The sequence below is a fragment of the Pseudomonas sp. JV241A genome (genome assembly GCF_900275665.1).
GTDB lineage: Bacteria > Pseudomonadota > Gammaproteobacteria > Pseudomonadales > Pseudomonadaceae > Aquipseudomonas > Aquipseudomonas wadenswilerensis.
The window spans coordinates 52399-68477 of the sequence record NZ_OPYO01000037.1 but is presented as its reverse complement, the minus strand read 5'-3'; the positions used below and the strand labels follow the sequence as shown (position 1 = coordinate 68477).

Here is a 16079-nt window from a genome sequence, read left to right as displayed (position 1 = left end):
CGATGCACCTGCTGCGGACCCAGCCCGGTGGTTTTGTACCGGACGACAGCATTGCCGACCTCGGCCAGACCCCGGCCGAGCTGGTAATCCTCTGCAGCAGTGACTCGCACCTGGCGCTGCTGGCCGAAACCGCCCAGCAGTTGCCCGAGGATTTCCCCAGCCTGCGTCTGGCCAACCCGATGCAGGTACAGAATCACGCCTCGGTCGACCTGTATGTCGACCAGGTGCTGCGCCATGCCAAGGTCATCCTGGTGTCGCTGCACGGTGGCGTCGGCTACTGGCGCTATGGTGTGGAACAGCTGCTGGAGCTGGCCGCCCGTGGTGTACAACTGATCCTGGTGCCGGGCGACGACCGTCCGGACCCGGAGCTGACCAGCCTCAGCACGGTGCCGGCCGAGCAGGCCGAACGGCTCTGGCACTTTCTGCGCCAGGGCGGCAAGGCCAATGCCCTGAACCTGTTCAACTGCCTCGCCAGCCAGTACTTGAATTGCGCCTACTCCTGGAGCGAGCCGCAACAACTGCCGCGCACTGCGGTGTATCACCCGCGCAAGGCGGCTGCGGCGCTGGAGGACTGGTTCGGCGAGTGGCAGGTCGAGCAGCCGGTGGTGCCGATCCTGTTCTATCGCTCGCACCTGCAGGCGGCCAACACCGCCTTCATCGATACATTCTGCGAGCGTTTGCAGCTGGCCGGGCTCAACCCCTTGCCGATTGCCGTGGCCAGCCTCAAGGAGGCCGGTTGCCTGCAGCAGGTCGAGGACTGGCTGGACCAGGTCGACGCTGCACTGATCATCAACACCACAGGCTTTGCCCAGTCGAGCCCCGAGCAGCCGCACCTGCGGCCGTTTCGCCGCGATATCCCGGTGTTGCAGGCGATCTGCGCCCAGGACAACGAGCCGGCCTGGGAGGCCAGCGAGCAGGGCCTGGGTGCCCGCGACCTGGCCATGCACATCGCCTTGCCGGAGCTGGACGGGCGCATCATCACCCGGCCGATCAGCTTCAAGGACCTGGCCTGGCGCAGCGAGCGCAGCCAGTCCGACGTGGTCTGCTACCGCGCCCAGCCCGAGCGCATGGACTTTGTCGCCGAGCTGGCGCGGCGCTGGTGTGACCTGGCGCAGCTACCCAACGCACAGAAGCGTGTGGCGCTGATCCTCGCCAACTACCCGACCCGCGATGGCCGCATCGGCAATGGCGTGGGGCTCGACACCCCGGCCGCGGCGCTGAATATCCTGCGCGCCTTGCAGGCGCAGGGCTATCCCCTGGCCCCCTTGCCCGCCAGCGGTACGGCGCTGATCCAGGCCTTGCTCGGTGGCGTCAGCAATGACCTGGACAGCCTCGACCTGCGCCCGTGCATGCAGAGCATGGCCCTGGACGATTACCTGGCGGCGTTTGCCGCCTTGCCCGAGGCCAACCAGATAGCCGTGCGCGAACGCTGGGGCGAGCCGAGCCAGGACCCGATGTTCCGCAGCGGGCGGATGATGATCGCCGGCCTGCGCTACGGCCTGACCTTCGTCGGCATCCAGCCGGCCCGTGGTTACCAGCTGGACCAGAGCGCGGTCTACCATGACCCCGACCTGGTGCCGCCGCACGCTTACCTGGCGTTCTACTTCTGGCTGCGTCACGGCTTTGCCGCCGATGCGCTGATCCATGTCGGCAAGCACGGCAACCTGGAATGGCTGCCGGGCAAGGGCGTTGGCTTGTCCGACAGCTGCTGGCCGGACGCCTTGCTCGGGCCGCTGCCGAACATCTACCCGTTTATCGTCAACGACCCGGGTGAGGGCGCCCAGGCCAAGCGCCGCACCCAGGCGGTGATCATCGACCACCTGATGCCGCCGCTGACCCGCGCCGAAACCTATGGGCCCTTGCGTCACCTGGAACTGCTGGCCGACGAGTACTACGAGGCGCAGTTGCTCGACCCGCGCCGGGCCCGCGAGCTGCAGCGCGACATCCTGGCGCTGGTGCGCGACAACCATATCGACCGCGAGCTGCAGATCGAAGGTGCGCTGGACGATGCCGCGGTGTGGCTGCCGCGCCTGGACACCTACCTGTGCGACCTCAAGGAGTCGCAGATCCGCGATGGCCTGCATGTGTTCGGCGAGTCGCCTGCCGGGCGTTTGCGCACCGATACCTTGCTGGCCCTGTTGCGGGTGGAGCGCGGTGATGGGCGCGGGGCCAACGGCAGTTTGTTGCGGGCCCTGGCCAGGGCGCTGAACCTGGACTTCGATCCGCTCGATTGCGACCTTGGCCAACCCTGGCAGGGCCCGAGGCCTTCACTGCTGGCTACATTGGACGAGGCATGGCGCACGGCGGGCGATACCCGCGAGCGCCTGGAGCTGTATGCCAGCCAGTTGATCGAGCAGACGCTCGACGGCACCGTGCAGCTTGCCGGCGGCCCGGAATGGGCGCAAGTGCAGGCCATTCTCGAGGCGCTGGAGCAGCAGGTCGCACCGCGACTGGACGGCTGCGGCCCGGCAGAAATGCACGGCCTGCTCGCTGCCCTCGACGGCCGTTTCGTGCCCGCTGGCCCGAGTGGCGCGCCAAGCCGCGGGCGCCTGGACGTGCTGCCGACCGGGCGCAACTTCTATACTGTCGATGTGCGCAACCTGCCGACCACCACCGCCTGGCGCATCGGCTTTGCCTCGGCCAACCTGATCCTCGAGCGTCATCTGCAGGATCATGGCGATCACCTGCGCCAACTGGGCCTGTCGGTGTGGGGTACGGCGACCATGCGCACCGGTGGTGACGATATCGCCCAGGCCATGGCCTTGCTCGGTGTGCGACCGGTGTGGGCCAGCGGCAGCCAGCGGGTCGACGATTTCGAAATCCTGCCCTTGAGCCTGCTCGACCGGCCGCGGGTGGACGTCACCTTGCGCGTCTCGGGTTTTTTCCGCGATGCCTTCGGCAACCTGATCAAACTGTTCGACGCTGCTGTGCAAGCGGTGGCGGCACTGGATGAACCGGATGACCTCAACCCCCTGGCGGCCAAGGTCCGTAGCGAACGTACTGAATTGCTGGCCCAGGGTGTGGATGCCGAACAGGCGGGCCGTCAGGCCGGCTGGCGGGTGTTCGGGGCCAAGCCGGGCGCCTATGGCGCTGGCGTGCAGAATGCCATCGACGGGCGCCTGTGGAATGACCGCCAGGACCTGGCCGAGGTTTACCTGAACCACGGTGGCTATGCCTACGGCGCTGCCGATGACGGCACGCCGGCGCGCGCCCACTTTGCCCGGCGCCTGAGCCAGGTGCAGGCGGTGGTGCAGAACCAGGACAACCACGAGCACGATCTGCTCGATTCCAACGACTACTACCAGTTCCAGGGCGGCATGCTCGCCGCCGTGGAAAGCCTGGGCGGCAGCAGCGTCGCCAGCTACCACGGCGATCATAGCCAGCCGGATCGGCCGCGCATCCGCACGCTGAAAGAAGAGCTGAACCGGGTGATCCGTGCCCGGGCGCTGAACCCCAAGTGGATCGACGGGGTCAAGCGCCACGGCTATAAAGGTGCCTTCGAACTGGCTGCCACCGTCGACAATCTGTTCGCGTTCGATGCCACCACGCAGCTGATCGACGACCACCATTACCAGTCGCTGGCCGACGCCTATGTGCTCGATGGCCCGACCCGCGACTTTATCCGCCAGCACAACCCCGAGGCGCTGCGCGACATCACCGAGCGCCTGCTCGAAGCCCAGCAACGCGGGCTCTGGCAGGAGCCCGGCGAGTACCGCGAAGCCCTGGAAGAACAGCTGCTGGACGGCGAAGAAGAGAATTGAAATGAGTGAACCTGCACACTTCCCCCTGGCTGCCGTGGTCGGCGCCGATGAGCTGAAACTGGCGCTGTGCCTGACCGCCATCGACCCGAAGATCGGCGGCGTGCTGATCGAAGGCCCGCGCGGCATGGCCAAGAGCACCCTGGCCCGGGGCCTGGCGGATTTGCTCGGAGCGGGGCCGTTCGTGACCTTGCCGCTGGGTGCCAGCGAAGAGCGCCTGGTCGGCACCCTCGACCTGGATGCGGCGTTGGGCCAGGGCAAGGCGCAGTTTTCCCCCGGGGTGCTGGCCAAGGCCGACGGCGGCGTGCTGTATGTCGATGAAGTCAATCTTCTGGCGGATCATCTGGTCGACCTGTTGCTGGACGTCGCCGCCAGTGGCACCAACCGGGTCGAGCGCGACGGCATTTCCCACCGCCACAGTGCCCGTTTCGTGCTGATTGGCACCATGAACCCGGAAGAGGGCGAGTTGCGCCCGCAATTGCTCGACCGCTTCGGCCTCAATGTGCTGCTCGAGGGCCAGCCGTTGCCCGAAGCCCGTGGCCAGATCATTCGCAGGCGCCTGGATTTCGACAGTGATCCCGAGGCGTTCTGTGCCCAGTGGGCACCCGCTCAGGCGGCCCTGCGCGAGCGTTGCCATGGCGCCCGTGAACGCCTGCAACAGATTGCCCTGGACGACCTGGCCCTGGCGCAGATTACCGAGCGCTGCTTTGCCGCTGGCGTCGATGGCCTGCGTGCCGACCTGGTCTGGCTGCGTGCGGCCCGGGCCCACGCGGCCTGGCGCGGAGCGCTGGCGATCGAAGCTGAGGATATCGATGCCGTGGCCGAATTCGCCTTGCGCCATCGCCGCCGTGAAGCCCCGGCGCCACAATCGCAAGCGCCAGACAACGGTGGGGCGATGCCGCCATCGGCCGGCCAGCAAGGCCAGGGTCAATGGGGCGAACTGCCGCCACAAGCCACCCCGAGCGGCGCCCGGCGCGAGGTACCGAGCTGGGCAAAAAAGCCCTGAGCATCCGCCGGCACACCAGCGCGGATGCCAAACCCCGACCCGGTGCACTGACTGCGGGCCCGCGTGGGCGTGGCAAGCAGGCTGCATCCGGCGCGGTGGCCTGGCCGGCGACCTTGCTCAAGGGCCGCCCGCGCACGCGCAACGACCTGTGCTGGCAGCAGCGCACGGCCAGCGCCCAAGAGCTGTGGCTGGTGATTGTCGATGCTTCGGCGTCAACCCGCCGTCACCAGGCCCTGAGCCGGGCCAAGGGCATGCTGGCGGGGTTTTTCGATCAGGCCTACCGCAACCGCGCGCGACTGACCCTGCTCACCGCCAGCGGCAATGCGCCGCGCTGGCAACGTCACGGGCTAAAAGCCTCGGCGAGCTTGCAGCCGTGGCTGGAGGCGTTGGGGGCGGGGGGCGGTACGCCATTGCTGGCGGCACTGGAGCAGGCACGGAATTGGCTGCAGGAGCGTCAACGACGCTATCCGGCAGAACTGCAGCGATGCCTGATCGTGACCGATGGCCGACTCAAGGCTTGGCAGGCGCTGCAGCCGCTGCCTTGCCAATCGCTGTTGGTGGATATCGAAAGTTCGCCGGTCAAGCTGGGAAGGGCACAGTTACTTGCGCAACAACTGCATGCCGATTACCAGCACCTGGAGACACTGGCACTGCTCGGCGGATAACCTGGTATCAATAAAAACAACTGCGGCCAAGTGTCGCAGTTTGTCCAGCGAGTTATAGCAAAGTTGCCAAAGGCGTGCGCGAATACAGCGCCTTTGGCAATTAACCGCTATTACTTGGGCATCGACCAAGGCTGCAACGCATAACCTTTCTCGCTCAACTCGGCGCGAACTTCTTCAATCAAATGAGCCAGTTGCGCAGGGTCGGAGTAGGTGCTGCAAGGGACTTGCTTGCTGCCAATGCGGGTGCTGGTCCGGTCGATGACCGCCAGGCTCAACTCGCCGGTACCGTTGGGTACATCCCAGGCAACACACTGGAAAGGTTCAAAGGCGTGGTCGGCAATCAGCAGGGCATCGTTGATACGCAGCGGGGCGTTCATGGGTTCGGTCTCTCTGTGGGCCCAAACATGGAATAAACCCGCGCGCCTGTTTGCGCAGCGGTGAGTTACTTGTACTGATGCACCCGACCGGGGGGTAAGTCACACTTCTTTGGAAAATATTTTAATACCGTTTATCGGTTCATACCGGGGTACCTGGCATTTTTGTCAGTAGCGGCCAGGTTGGGAGGGGAGTTGAATAAGGTCTCGGCCGCAGGGCACTAATGATGACAGGGGGAGGCATGAGCCAAGGAACATCAGCGAGGCAGGGCTTGCAGTCTCCGGTTGTTCTCGAGGCCGTGGGAAACAACCTCGTCGATACACTTGAGCGTGCGACAGTGCAAATTCCTGCGTACTCGCAAATGGCCGCCCAGCAGCTGGTGCGAATGATCTGGGATGGCCGGCGGGCGAACAACCAGCACTATTTTCATAGCGAGGACCGTGTCATTGAAGCCGATGAGGTGGGAGGGGCCATCGATTTCATCGTGCTGGCGGAACATATCGCTTCGCTCAACAACGGTACAGTGTCGGTGCACTATCGAGTGTTCGATTATGACAGCGGCTGGCACGAGTCTGAATACCTTGACCTGGAGGTGGGTAGCCTTGAACTGGTACTTCCCCCTCCGTTGGTGGACGAATCCGAGAACGGCAGGCTGGATCCTGTCGGGCTGACGGCCGCCACCGTGCGGGTTGGAATCTACGATGGCATGTTACCTGGGCAGACGGTGTACCTGGAGTGTGTGAGAACAGGTGTCGGCGGACGCCATTCCCAGCATATCCAGGTTACCGACATACAAGATCTGACCTTTGCCGTACCTGTCGACTTCATCACCCCGGCCGTTAGCCACAACATTATTTTCTATTACTGGGTGGTTGAAGCGGGTGTACGAGCCAGATACTCGTTGTTTCTGTTGCTGCAGATCAGGCTAAAGACCCTGGAGCTACAGTTACCCTCGGTTGTCCAGGCCTGTGGTGGCCAACTTGATCCGCTGCTGGCGTTGTCTGGCGTCAGGATCAAGATTCGCTATGCGCATATGACCACGCAGGAAAGAATCACCTTGCACTGGACAGGCACGGCTTTGGGGTCGACCACGCTGGGGCCGCTTACGGGCGATCCCGCCGGTGAGCTTGAGTTCACCGCCTCCCCTGACGTTGTAGGCGCAAACATTGGCCCCAGCCAGCGCGAAGTGGCGGTCCGCTATGGCGTGGTTCGCCTGGGGGCTGAAGCGCAGGAGTCACCGCTACTGAGACTCGGTATACAGCCCCTGGCAGGCTTGCCACTACCCGAGGTCGCGGGTGCAGTCGGGTCGACTCTGGACCTTGATCGTTTTGTCGGCGACTCGGCTGTCTCGTTAATACTTTGGCGTTACGCCCGGGCGGGTCAAAGGGTCTGGCTACGCTGTCATGGTACGAAGCTCAATGGTGAGCCGGATCTCATCGAGTTGATCAGCGCAGGCGAGCTCAATGAAGATGAAGCTGCGAGTGGCCTCAGCAGGGTACTTGCCCGCAATCGTTTGTTGCTGCTACGGGACAACTCCGAGTTTCGGGTTGAATTCAAAGTCAGCTTCGATCAGACGCCGCAGGAAAGTAATGCGGTAACCTTCCCCTTGCTTTGCCTGACCCTGCGCACTGGGCTTAGGTGTACGGTCCCAGAATGAGATGGTGCGGATTAATTGTGAAACGGTCCGGTTCTTGAGTCCAGGCCTCACAGATCACCTTATGCGCTTGACTGCATAATCCCCCACGGTGGCCGCAGTGATACCGCCCCGGTATCCAGCCCGTTGCGGCGCCGCTTTTGACCCGAAACCCGCGACCAATGCGCCCTCTCAACAGACAGACGGTAGTGGGATATTGACGCATCGTTGCTACTGTTAAAACGGGCCTGCCAACACCCTGTTTCTACTTAAAATTCCAACTATTGGCGCCAAGGAAAAGGTCATGCTAGAGCCTGCATCCAACCGCCGCCTGCTGATCGTCGATCCGTGCGATGACTGTCATCGCCTGTTGCCAGGCTTGCGCAGTGTGGGCTGGGATGTGCATAGCTGTACCTTGTCTTCGGCCCTTGAGCATCCCTGCGACGTAGGCCTGTTGCGCTTGCAGGCTTCGCACCTGCAGCCCCCGGATGCGGTCAAGGACCTGATCAGCCGCAGCAACACCGAATGGATCGCGGTCTTGAGCGCCGAAGAGCTGCGAGCGCAGAATGTCGGCGATTTTGTCTGTGAATGGTTTTTTGACTTTCATACCTTGCCGTTCGATGTCTCGCGGGTGCAGGTCACCCTCGGCCGCGCCTTTGGCATGGCGCGCCTGCGAGGCAAGGGCAATGTGCATGTCGACGAGACCGAGCATGAGCTGTTGGGCGATAGCCGTCCGATCCGCGAACTGCGCAAGCTGCTGAGCAAGCTGGCGCCTACCGAGTCGCCGGTGCTGATTCGTGGCGAAAGCGGCACGGGCAAGGAGCTGGTCGCGCGGACCTTGCACCGCCAGTCCCAGCGCCGCGACAAGCCCTTCGTGCCGATCAACTGTGGTGCCATCCCCGAACACCTGATCCAGTCCGAGCTGTTCGGCCATGAGAAAGGCGCCTTTACCGGCGCCCATCAACGCAAGATCGGCCGTATCGAAGTGGCCAACGGCGGCACCTTGTTTCTCGACGAAATCGGCGACCTGCCGCTGGAGCTGCAAGCCAACCTGCTGCGGTTTTTGCAGGAAAAGCACATCGAGCGGGTCGGCGGCAGCCAACCGATTGCCGTGGATGTGCGGGTATTGGCGGCAACCCACGTGGACCTGGAAAAAGCCATTGATAGCGGCCGCTTTCGCGAAGACCTGTACTACCGCCTCAATGTGCTGCAGGTCGTGACCGCGCCGCTGCGCGACCGGCATGGCGACCTGTCGATGCTGGCCAGCCATTTTTCGCACTTCTACAGCCTGGAAACCGGCCGCCGGCCACGTTCGTTCAGCGAGGAAGCCCTGGCGGCCATGGGCAAGCATGACTGGCCGGGCAATGTGCGCGAACTGGCCAACCGGGTGAGGCGGGGCCTGGTTCTGGCCGAAGGCCGGCAGATCGAGGCGCAGGACCTGGGGTTGCACAGCCAGCAGAATTTCGAAGCGAGCATGGGCACCCTGGAAGACTACAAACATCGGGCCGAGCGCCAGGCCTTGTGCGATGTGCTCAACCGGCACAGCGATAACCTGAGCATTGCCGCCAAGGTACTCGGGGTTTCCCGGCCGACCTTCTACCGGCTGCTGCACAAGCACCAGATCCGCTAAGCCTGGTAGATACCACAAGCCCGCCGAAGCGGGCTTTTTGCTTAGAAGTAGTAAGGGAATTTCAGGCTGAAGGAGAAGTCCGGCGAGTCGTCGGTCAGGCCAATGGAGAGGTTGGGGACGATGGTCAGGTTATCGGTGGCCGCCAGGGTCATGCCGATGTTGAAGTTTGCCGAGTTGTAGTCGCTGCTGGGAACCGACTGCCAGTCGCCGCCATCAGGCTTGATCTTGCTTTTGCTGGCAAATTGGTCGGAGAACGAAAACGACATACTCATCTTCTCGTTCAAGGCAAAGGCAATACCGGCGCCGATCTGCCATGAGTCGCCGAGTTTCACGTCACCCGGGACCTTGGTGTTGATGGTAGGGCTGATGTCGCTGAAGGAGTCCTGCATGTTGTAGGTATAGGACAGGCTGCCGAACAGCACGGCAGGGTCGAAGGTCTTGACCAGCGAGATACCCGGGGTGATGGCCCAGACCCCGTTGCCGGTAGGGAGGCTTTCAGGTACCGACAGGTTGTCGTTGGTGGGATCGTTGACCAGTTTGATGCCATAGGGCTCCTCACCGGTGGGGGCCTTGATCCGCAAGGTGGCGACTGCGTCGGGCCAGTTTTCCGATTCGTCCAGGAACTTGTAGGCTATGCCGACGTTGACATCGCCGATTGTGGGATCGCGTCTGACGGTTGCGTCGGATGACACCGGCCCGGCGCCACCCGCGCCGCCAGAGGAATACGTGGATTGGCGGTAGACCACCGGGACGTTGATGTCGAACTGCCAACGTTGATCCAGGTTGTAGCGGGCGGTCAGGTCCAGGGTCCAGTTATCCGCCTTGATGCGGTCGAGGTTGATGTTACCGAGGAAAATAGAGTCCAGGGCCAGGAACCCGTTGAGCACCAGCGCCCGGGTATCGTAATGGGTGTAGGTCAGGCCGGTTTCGACGCTGAACTTGCCGCCACCGAAGAATCCGCTGGCCTCGTCATACAGGTTGGAAACGCTTTGCGCGGGCTCCGAATCTTCCTTGAGTGACTGGCCGTATGAGCTGCCTGTGGTGCCCGGCGCGCCTGCGGCCACTGTCTGACCACCCTTGACCGTCTCAGCCGGGGATTTGGTCAGGCGTTTGGGAGCAGGTGTCGCAGGTGTTTCTTCGACTTGGCGAACGCGTTGTTCGAGGACCATCAGTGCTTGCTGCTGTACTTCGTAACGCTGTTTCAACTCCATGAGTTCTTGTTTTAATGCTTCTACCTGAGGGTCGGCGGCTGCGTAAAGCATTGTGGCCGGAGTCAGGCTACTCAAACAGACGATAGCTCTGAACGTTAACGATCGATGCATGGGTTGGCCGTCCCTTCTGACTACATTTGATGAGACTGAGCGTAGATCAGAATCCGAGAGTGCGAAGACCTTTGAGCTGATCCAGGTTGCCGTTGACCGACCCTGCGGTCGGTGCGTTGTCACGCAGCACGACATTGAGGGACGTGAGGTTGCTGACCCGGTTGCCACCGCCGAGCAAGGTGGTGTTCTGCATCAGCCCACCCTGGGCCAGGCGTTGCGCGGTGCTGCCCTGGTTGTTGTTGGCGACGATATTCATTTGCACGCCGGTACCGCTCGAGGAAACGCTCAGCGAGCCCGCGCCGTTGGCGCCGACCAGGGTCGAGCCAGCGGCCAGTACCTGGCCCTGCTGCTGCGTTGCTGGCGCCTGGTTAGCCTTGGTGACGTTGATATCAACGTTGTTGTAGGCCGTGTTGTTGTCTCCGGCAGCCCGCACGACCTGCGTGACGCCCTCGGTACTGTTGAGGCCGCTGCCGCCCGTGATGGTACCGGTACCGCTGCTTTGCGAGTGTGCCGAGGCATGACCTTTTTCGTCGATCATCGACACATAGAACTGCGGTTTGATCGTCGATTGTTGAATTTGCATCGACGACGTGGCGCCGATCACTTCACCGTTGGCATTTTGCCAGGTGCTGGTCATGACAATGCCGAAACTGATGATTCGCCCCGGCATGACATAGCGGCCTCGCAGGTTCGCCAGTTCCTGATCCTTCAGTTCAATCGGCTTGAGCGTCTGTGCCTGGGTCGGCAGGCTGGCGGCCAGGCAAACGGCCGCTAGCCAGATTGGGGTCTTCATTGGATGCTCCCGGAGCCTCGTGCTCCCTTGTCATTAGAAGAAGTCGCTTTGGATGAATCCGAAATCCATCAGCTCGGCGTCTTGCACCGGGGTGAAGTTGTTGATGCGGTTCTTGGCGGTCAGCGGCAGAGGCGGGTCGAGCAGGGCATTGGTCTTGTCGTAACCCTGGCCGATGACGGCGAAGATGATGCCGTTCCAGCCTTTGACAAAGTCGTCGACCTTGAAGCGCTTATGGCCAAGTACCGGGTCACCGATGTATACCCAGCCGTTGGCGACTTTTTGCATGACCACAAAATGCTTGTAGCCACGGATGTCCATCAGTACCACCACCGGAATGCGGATGGTGTGCAAGGTCTCGACGGCCACCCGGTAACCACGGGCACGCATGCCCAGGCTTTCCACGTAACGCTTCATGTCGAGCATGGAGAAGCCCTGGGTACGGACCAGGTCCTGATCGGCATGGGCCAGCATGCCTTCGATGATCTGTTGTTCATCCACGTCCAGCCAATAGGCCTGGCGCAATATGGTCGCCAGGGCCGCGGCGCCGCAACTGAAGTCGGTTTTCTGTTGCACCAGGTCGGCGAATTTGCGCTCGCGTATGCTCTGGATGGGCTTGAATATCACCGCACCACCCGGCAATACGGAAAGTGGCATTTGTGCAGCTTCACTCAGACTGGCCAGGCAAAGCAGAAACGCCAAAGCGATAATGCGCATGTTCGATGCCCCCCTGCTGGTAGTGAAAAAAGGCCCCCCGAAGGGGGCCTCCAGGCCACGGCAATTACATCGAGGTGTTGGAGATGGCCAGCGAGTTGCTTTGTTGGTTGCCCACACCGGCAGCTACGTTGACGCCCAGGTTGCCACTGCCACCATTAACCGAACCGTTCAGGGTTGCAGTGTTGGTCACAGGGTTTGCCCAGCCAATTGGAGTCAGCACTTGGAAGGAAACACTGTTGCTCAGCTCAAACGAGTCGGCTTCGCTGTAGCTTTTCGAGATGGAGCTCGAAGACTCAGAAGCTTTTTCGTAGGCTTTCTCGAACGAGGAGGACGACGATTTATCGTACGAAGATTCACGGGACTTATCGTAAGAAGAGTCACGGGACTTATCGTAAGAAGAATCACGGGATCTATCGTAGGAAGAATCACGCGATTTATCGTACGCATAGTCACGCGATTTATCCCACGACGAGTCGCGCGATCTGTCGAACGAAGAGTCGAACGAAGTTTCGCGCGATGCATCGATCGATGCATTAAGCGTTACATCAAGCGATGCACTGGCTTCTTCGCTGCGGGTGCGTTCGCGACGGCCATCATCCGTGGTGACGGACCTGGCAGCCTCGGCGGCGGCGTTCAGCGCGACGTCCAGCGAAGCACTGCTGGTTGCGCTGGTATCGCGGCTGTTGGAACCACTGGCATTCGAGCTGTGGGAACCGCTGGCACTCGAGCTGCCCGAACCGCTGGCACTCGAGCTGTTGGAGCCGCTGGCACTCGAGCTGTTGGAACCGCTGGCAGTCATGCTGTTGGAACCGCTGGCACTCCAGCTCTTCGAACCGCTGGCCTCAGAGCTGCGCGAACCGCTGGCACTGGAGCTCGACGAAGCGCTCTTATCAACACTGGCGTCGAAGGTGCCTTCGCGAGAAGACGAACCGCTGATGGTTTTGGTAAAGGTCAGCGTATCCAGACGGGTTTCCCGATCGGCGTAGTTGTTGACAGTCAGGCCAGGGCCGTTTTGATTGGCAGAGGCGGTGGCCCTTGCGTTACCGAGTGGCGCATTGGTATTGGCAATGGCCATGGTGTTTTTCTGTTGGTTAAGGTCGCCACCAGCAATGTTGATACCGACGTTGCCGTTGGCACCACTGGCAGATCCGCTCATGACCGCAGAGTTTTGCGTCGACCAGTTGTTGACCTTGTTGTTGTTGCTGTATTGCGTGACGCGGGCGGTAGCTTCGGCAGTGCCGAACACGAAGGTGTTGTCGACGCTCGATTCGGACTGAGCGTTGGCGATGGCCGCGGCGTTGTCTTGTTGGTTGCCGTTACCGGCCGCCACGTTGACACCGACGTTGCCGCTCGAGCCTTCGGCGGAATCGGTCATCTCGGCTGAGTTCTCGGTCCCTTCGTTGTGGATCCGGTTGCCGGTGCTGCGCTGACTGTCATAGGCATTGGCAGTCGCATAGACAGGGATCTTGGTTGGAGGAGGGGTGTGGTGGCCGTTGTTATGATGACCATTATTATGGTGATCATTGCCACGCCGATCGTTCTGCCCAGCTTGTACAGCAACAGCCATGACCGCAGCAATTGCGAAAACCAGAGGCTTTAATGCCATCGAGGGTTTCATGGTGATTCTCCGTACTTTATTTTAGGTTAAGTGTTGTTCCTACCTGTTTGGGTCAGTCCGCGACCCGTATGCTCAGGGTGTTGGCCGTTCGATTTCCCACCCCGGCACTCTGATTCAACTGAATCACCCCACGGCTACCGGTGAAAGCCTGGTCACTTGTAGTGACCTGGCGATAGCCGGGTGCAGAGTCGGTTGGATCGGAGTTGTTGAGCAGCGCCACGTTCTGTTGCAGGAGGACGCTGTCGTCGATACTTTGCGGCTGAGCACCGATGCTGATGCGCAGTGCGTTGGCTTGCTGGTTACTGGCGCCCGCGCTCTGGTTGACTCCCAGCGCACCGTTGCCGTGACTGAAGGCGTCGCCCTGGATGCCGGACCGGGCATCCATCGCCGGGTCGACATGGGTGCGCAAGCGTTGACGAATCTGTGTGGTTGCGCTGGCGCCATGGCCAACCGCGATGGCCCGGGCGTTAGCCTGCTGCTGTTGATCGCCGGCAGCCTGGTTGACCGTGAGGTTGCCCTGGTATTGCTTGCCGGAACTGTCGATGTTGGCGTTATTGATTACTGGGGGTTGGGCGAAGGCCGGTGCACTGCAAAACGTGGCCAGAATCAGCAGCGTGTGCCTCATCTCACTGGCCTCCGGTCAAGATCTGCAGGGGGGCAAGGCCTTTCTGGATGTTGGAGTTGACCATGTTGGAAATGCCATTGCCGGAGCCCCCGGAACGTCCGCCAGCCAGGTTGGGCAGTTGGGTCTGATTACCGAAGTTGCCGCCCAGGTTGTTGGTCTGTTGCGTGATCAGGGGGGTAATGCCTGCACCGCTGCTGATGCTGGCAAAGTCACCATCGCTCAACTCGTTGGTTTGTTTGATGACATGTGCGGACGGGTTGGTATTGACGGTGACCGGGTAGGGGTCGGGAACCAGGGGGGGACGCATTGCGTTGCGCGGTTGCACATCGCGGGTGATGACGATGATCCCGTTTTCGGCCTGAACCGGCAGGCTGACGCTCGGTGTCAGTACACATCCGAGCAACAGGAGGCGATACATGCCTTTACCAATATTTCCCACGATGGCAATTCCTTCTTCGGTGCGCAGGCCTGTTCAGCGTTGCGAGGAAGAGAGCAGAAGGTGTGCCGGTTTTTATTTGTCATGGAAAAACAACGGTTTGAGTTTATTCACCGCAATTGTGAAAAATTCGTGTAACGCCTTTGAGACACAGGCATCGTACAAACCTGGATCCAGTGGGCGCCCGCGCTCATCAAGGGGCCCGGAGGTCGGCTGTTTCAGGTGTTTAACACTTTTGCGTACACGCGCCGGGCCCGCTTTAGATCGCGGGTTTGCGCCGTGAGCAGTGTTTCAGGAATGGACATCTGGCCGCATTGGGCGGCCATTTATACCTTGAGCAAGCGCGTTACCGCTGCAAAGGCTGCGCACCTGCGCTGCTCCCAGTCGCCTTGGACTACCTGACAAGGCTGCCGGTGCCGTACCAGCCAGTCACCGGTGGCCTGGAAAAACGCCTGGCGCTCAGACAACTGCGGCTGGCAGCGTTGCCCATCGTCGTGCCAGGCGATGGACTCGGGGCTGAGCAGCAGGTGCAGGTCATAATGGCGTGCCAACAATGCTTGTTCCAGCCACGCCGGGCAATCGTCAAACAGCGTACGGCTCCAGAGCATGTTGCTTAGCAGGTGCGTGTCGAGAATCAGCAGTTGCGGTTGCCGGGCGCGGGCCGCGTCTTCCCAGGCCAGTTGTCCGCGGGCAATGGTCGGAATGTCGGCATAGCAGGTATCGCGTGCCTGTTCGTCAATGAAGTGACGTACGAACTCGCCCACCAGCTCGCCACCGAAGTGCGCCTGGATTTCGTTGCCGAGCCAGCTTTTGCCGCTGGATTCAGGGCCTGTGAGTACCAGTACCTTCATGTGTACGCCAGCGCCGGATCGCGCCGCCAATCGCGCCAGCCCTGCACCGCGATCAGGGTGAACAGCGCATACAGCGCGGCAGTCAGGTACATGGCCTTGGACAGGAACAGGCCAACGAAAATCACATCCAGCACGATCCACAGCGGCCAGCACTGCAGACGTTTTTGCGCCATCCACAGCTGCGCGACCAGGCTGAAGCCGGTCAGGGCGGCGTCCAGCCAAGGGTGGGCGGCGTCGGTCCAGGTGGCCATGGCCGCACCCAGGCCCAGACTGCCGAGCAAGCCTATGCCCAGGCCAAAGGCAACCGCCTGCGGCGTCAGCAGGCTGACCTCGCGCGCCTCGCGCACGCTGTCCGGACGCGTCCATTGCCACCAGCCATAAAGCTGCAGCACGGCATACACCAGTTGCAGGAGCATGTCCGAATACAGCTTCACGTCATAGAAGACCCAGGTGTAGAGCAGCACCATCACCAGGCCGATCGGCCAGCACCAGGGGTTCTGCTTGGCAGTGAGCCAGACGGCGATGACGCCGAGCACGGCGGCGAACAGTTCGAGGCCGGACATCGGCGTTCCTTGGTAGTTTGCACAAAGGTGTGATTGTACCCGTTGGCGCCACTTCTGGCATACGCGCGGGACGCCCAGGCATGAGGTTCG

General features: G+C 61.7%; 14 protein-coding genes. 5 read left to right on the top strand and 9 right to left on the bottom strand.

Annotation, left to right across the window (positions count from 1 at the left end):
• Nucleotides 1-2: 2 nt before the first annotated feature.
• From cobN to JV241A_RS25220, 3 genes are read left to right on the top strand one after another with little or no spacing between them, the layout of a single operon-like run.
• The gene (gene cobN / locus JV241A_RS25230; RefSeq protein ID WP_134065025.1) at nucleotides 3-3761 is read left to right on the top strand and encodes a cobaltochelatase subunit CobN; all 3759 of its coding nucleotides are present in this window, start codon (nucleotides 3-5) and stop codon (nucleotides 3759-3761) included.
• Between the two features lies 1 nt (nucleotide 3762).
• A complete protein-coding gene (locus JV241A_RS25225) occupies nucleotides 3763-4764 on the top strand; it encodes an ATP-binding protein (protein ID WP_134065023.1) in 1002 nt (333 codons plus the stop codon).
• Nucleotides 4689-5429: a VWA domain-containing protein gene (locus tag JV241A_RS25220; RefSeq protein ID WP_134065021.1), complete on the top strand. Its 741-nt coding sequence runs from the start codon at nucleotides 4689-4691 to the stop codon at nucleotides 5427-5429. The genes JV241A_RS25225 and JV241A_RS25220 overlap by 76 nt, the downstream gene beginning before the upstream one ends.
• A gap of 110 nt (nucleotides 5430-5539) precedes the next feature.
• Here the strand turns inward: JV241A_RS25220 and JV241A_RS25215 are convergent, their stop codons facing one another.
• Nucleotides 5540-5806, bottom strand: a complete 267-nt coding sequence (locus JV241A_RS25215; RefSeq protein WP_134065019.1) for a hypothetical protein — start codon at nucleotides 5804-5806, stop codon at nucleotides 5540-5542.
• Nucleotides 5807-6045: 239 nt separating this feature from the next.
• On the opposite strand from JV241A_RS25215, the gene JV241A_RS25210 reads away from it, so the two are divergent.
• Both JV241A_RS25210 and JV241A_RS25205 read left to right on the top strand, forming a co-directional pair.
• Complete coding sequence (locus tag JV241A_RS25210; RefSeq protein WP_134065017.1) at nucleotides 6046-7461, top strand: hypothetical protein; 1416 nt, start codon at nucleotides 6046-6048, stop codon at nucleotides 7459-7461.
• Between the two features lie 280 nt (nucleotides 7462-7741).
• Nucleotides 7742-9067 carry a sigma-54 dependent transcriptional regulator gene (locus JV241A_RS25205; protein WP_115086769.1) on the top strand — a complete coding sequence of 442 codons (1326 nt, stop codon included), beginning with the start codon at nucleotides 7742-7744 and terminating at the stop codon, nucleotides 9065-9067.
• A 41-nt stretch (nucleotides 9068-9108) separates the two neighbouring features.
• Here JV241A_RS25205 and JV241A_RS25200 read toward each other — a convergent pair whose 3' ends face one another.
• The 8 genes from JV241A_RS25200 to pnuC all read right to left on the bottom strand — a co-directional run bounded on the left by JV241A_RS25200 (nucleotide 9109) and on the right by pnuC (nucleotide 15989).
• Nucleotides 9109-10389: a hypothetical protein gene (locus tag JV241A_RS25200; protein WP_038995107.1), complete on the bottom strand. Its 1281-nt coding sequence runs from the start codon at nucleotides 10387-10389 to the stop codon at nucleotides 9109-9111.
• Between the two features lie 46 nt (nucleotides 10390-10435).
• Nucleotides 10436-11182, bottom strand: a complete 747-nt coding sequence (locus tag JV241A_RS25195; protein WP_134065015.1) for a hypothetical protein — start codon at nucleotides 11180-11182, stop codon at nucleotides 10436-10438.
• 33 nt (nucleotides 11183-11215) lie between these two features.
• Complete coding sequence (locus JV241A_RS25190) at nucleotides 11216-11896, bottom strand: C39 family peptidase (RefSeq protein ID WP_115086766.1); 681 nt, start codon at nucleotides 11894-11896, stop codon at nucleotides 11216-11218.
• Nucleotides 11897-11960: 64 nt separating this feature from the next.
• Nucleotides 11961-13514: a heme utilization protein gene (locus JV241A_RS25185; protein ID WP_115086765.1), complete on the bottom strand. Its 1554-nt coding sequence runs from the start codon at nucleotides 13512-13514 to the stop codon at nucleotides 11961-11963.
• Between the two features lie 52 nt (nucleotides 13515-13566).
• Nucleotides 13567-14139, bottom strand: coding sequence for an adhesin (locus tag JV241A_RS25180; RefSeq protein ID WP_115086764.1), 573 nt, complete (start codon nucleotides 14137-14139; stop codon nucleotides 13567-13569).
• A gap of 1 nt (nucleotide 14140) precedes the next feature.
• Entirely contained in the window at nucleotides 14141-14557 is a 417-nt protein-coding gene (locus JV241A_RS25175; RefSeq protein WP_134065346.1) for a hypothetical protein, read from the bottom strand.
• 344 nt (nucleotides 14558-14901) lie between these two features.
• Nucleotides 14902-15426, bottom strand: coding sequence for an AAA family ATPase (locus tag JV241A_RS25170; RefSeq protein ID WP_115086762.1), 525 nt, complete (start codon nucleotides 15424-15426; stop codon nucleotides 14902-14904).
• Nucleotides 15423-15989 carry a nicotinamide riboside transporter PnuC gene (gene pnuC / locus JV241A_RS25165; RefSeq protein WP_115086761.1) on the bottom strand — a complete coding sequence of 189 codons (567 nt, stop codon included), beginning with the start codon at nucleotides 15987-15989 and terminating at the stop codon, nucleotides 15423-15425. The genes JV241A_RS25170 and pnuC overlap by 4 nt, the downstream gene beginning before the upstream one ends.
• Nucleotides 15990-16079 lie beyond the last annotated feature (90 nt).

Coding starts and splice junctions, on each gene's coding strand:
- JV241A_RS25170 (WP_115086762.1), bottom strand. CDS start 15,426: ATGAAGGTACTGGTACTCACAGGCCCTGAATCCAGCGGCAAAAGCTGG.
- JV241A_RS25210 (WP_134065017.1), top strand. CDS start 6,046: ATGAGCCAAGGAACATCAGCGAGGCAGGGCTTGCAGTCTCCGGTTGTT.
- JV241A_RS25220 (WP_134065021.1), top strand. CDS start 4,689: ATGGGGCGAACTGCCGCCACAAGCCACCCCGAGCGGCGCCCGGCGCGA.
- JV241A_RS25200 (WP_038995107.1), bottom strand. CDS start 10,389: ATGCATCGATCGTTAACGTTCAGAGCTATCGTCTGTTTGAGTAGCCTG.
- JV241A_RS25195 (WP_134065015.1), bottom strand. CDS start 11,182: ATGAAGACCCCAATCTGGCTAGCGGCCGTTTGCCTGGCCGCCAGCCTG.
- JV241A_RS25185 (WP_115086765.1), bottom strand. CDS start 13,514: ATGAAACCCTCGATGGCATTAAAGCCTCTGGTTTTCGCAATTGCTGCG.
- JV241A_RS25215 (WP_134065019.1), bottom strand. CDS start 5,806: ATGAACGCCCCGCTGCGTATCAACGATGCCCTGCTGATTGCCGACCAC.
- JV241A_RS25225 (WP_134065023.1), top strand. CDS start 3,763: ATGAGTGAACCTGCACACTTCCCCCTGGCTGCCGTGGTCGGCGCCGAT.
- JV241A_RS25175 (WP_134065346.1), bottom strand. CDS start 14,557: ATGTATCGCCTCCTGTTGCTCGGATGTGTACTGACACCGAGCGTCAGC.
- cobN (WP_134065025.1), top strand. CDS start 3: ATGCACCTGCTGCGGACCCAGCCCGGTGGTTTTGTACCGGACGACAGC.
- pnuC (WP_115086761.1), bottom strand. CDS start 15,989: ATGTCCGGCCTCGAACTGTTCGCCGCCGTGCTCGGCGTCATCGCCGTC.
- JV241A_RS25190 (WP_115086766.1), bottom strand. CDS start 11,896: ATGCGCATTATCGCTTTGGCGTTTCTGCTTTGCCTGGCCAGTCTGAGT.
- JV241A_RS25180 (WP_115086764.1), bottom strand. CDS start 14,139: ATGAGGCACACGCTGCTGATTCTGGCCACGTTTTGCAGTGCACCGGCC.
- JV241A_RS25205 (WP_115086769.1), top strand. CDS start 7,742: ATGCTAGAGCCTGCATCCAACCGCCGCCTGCTGATCGTCGATCCGTGC.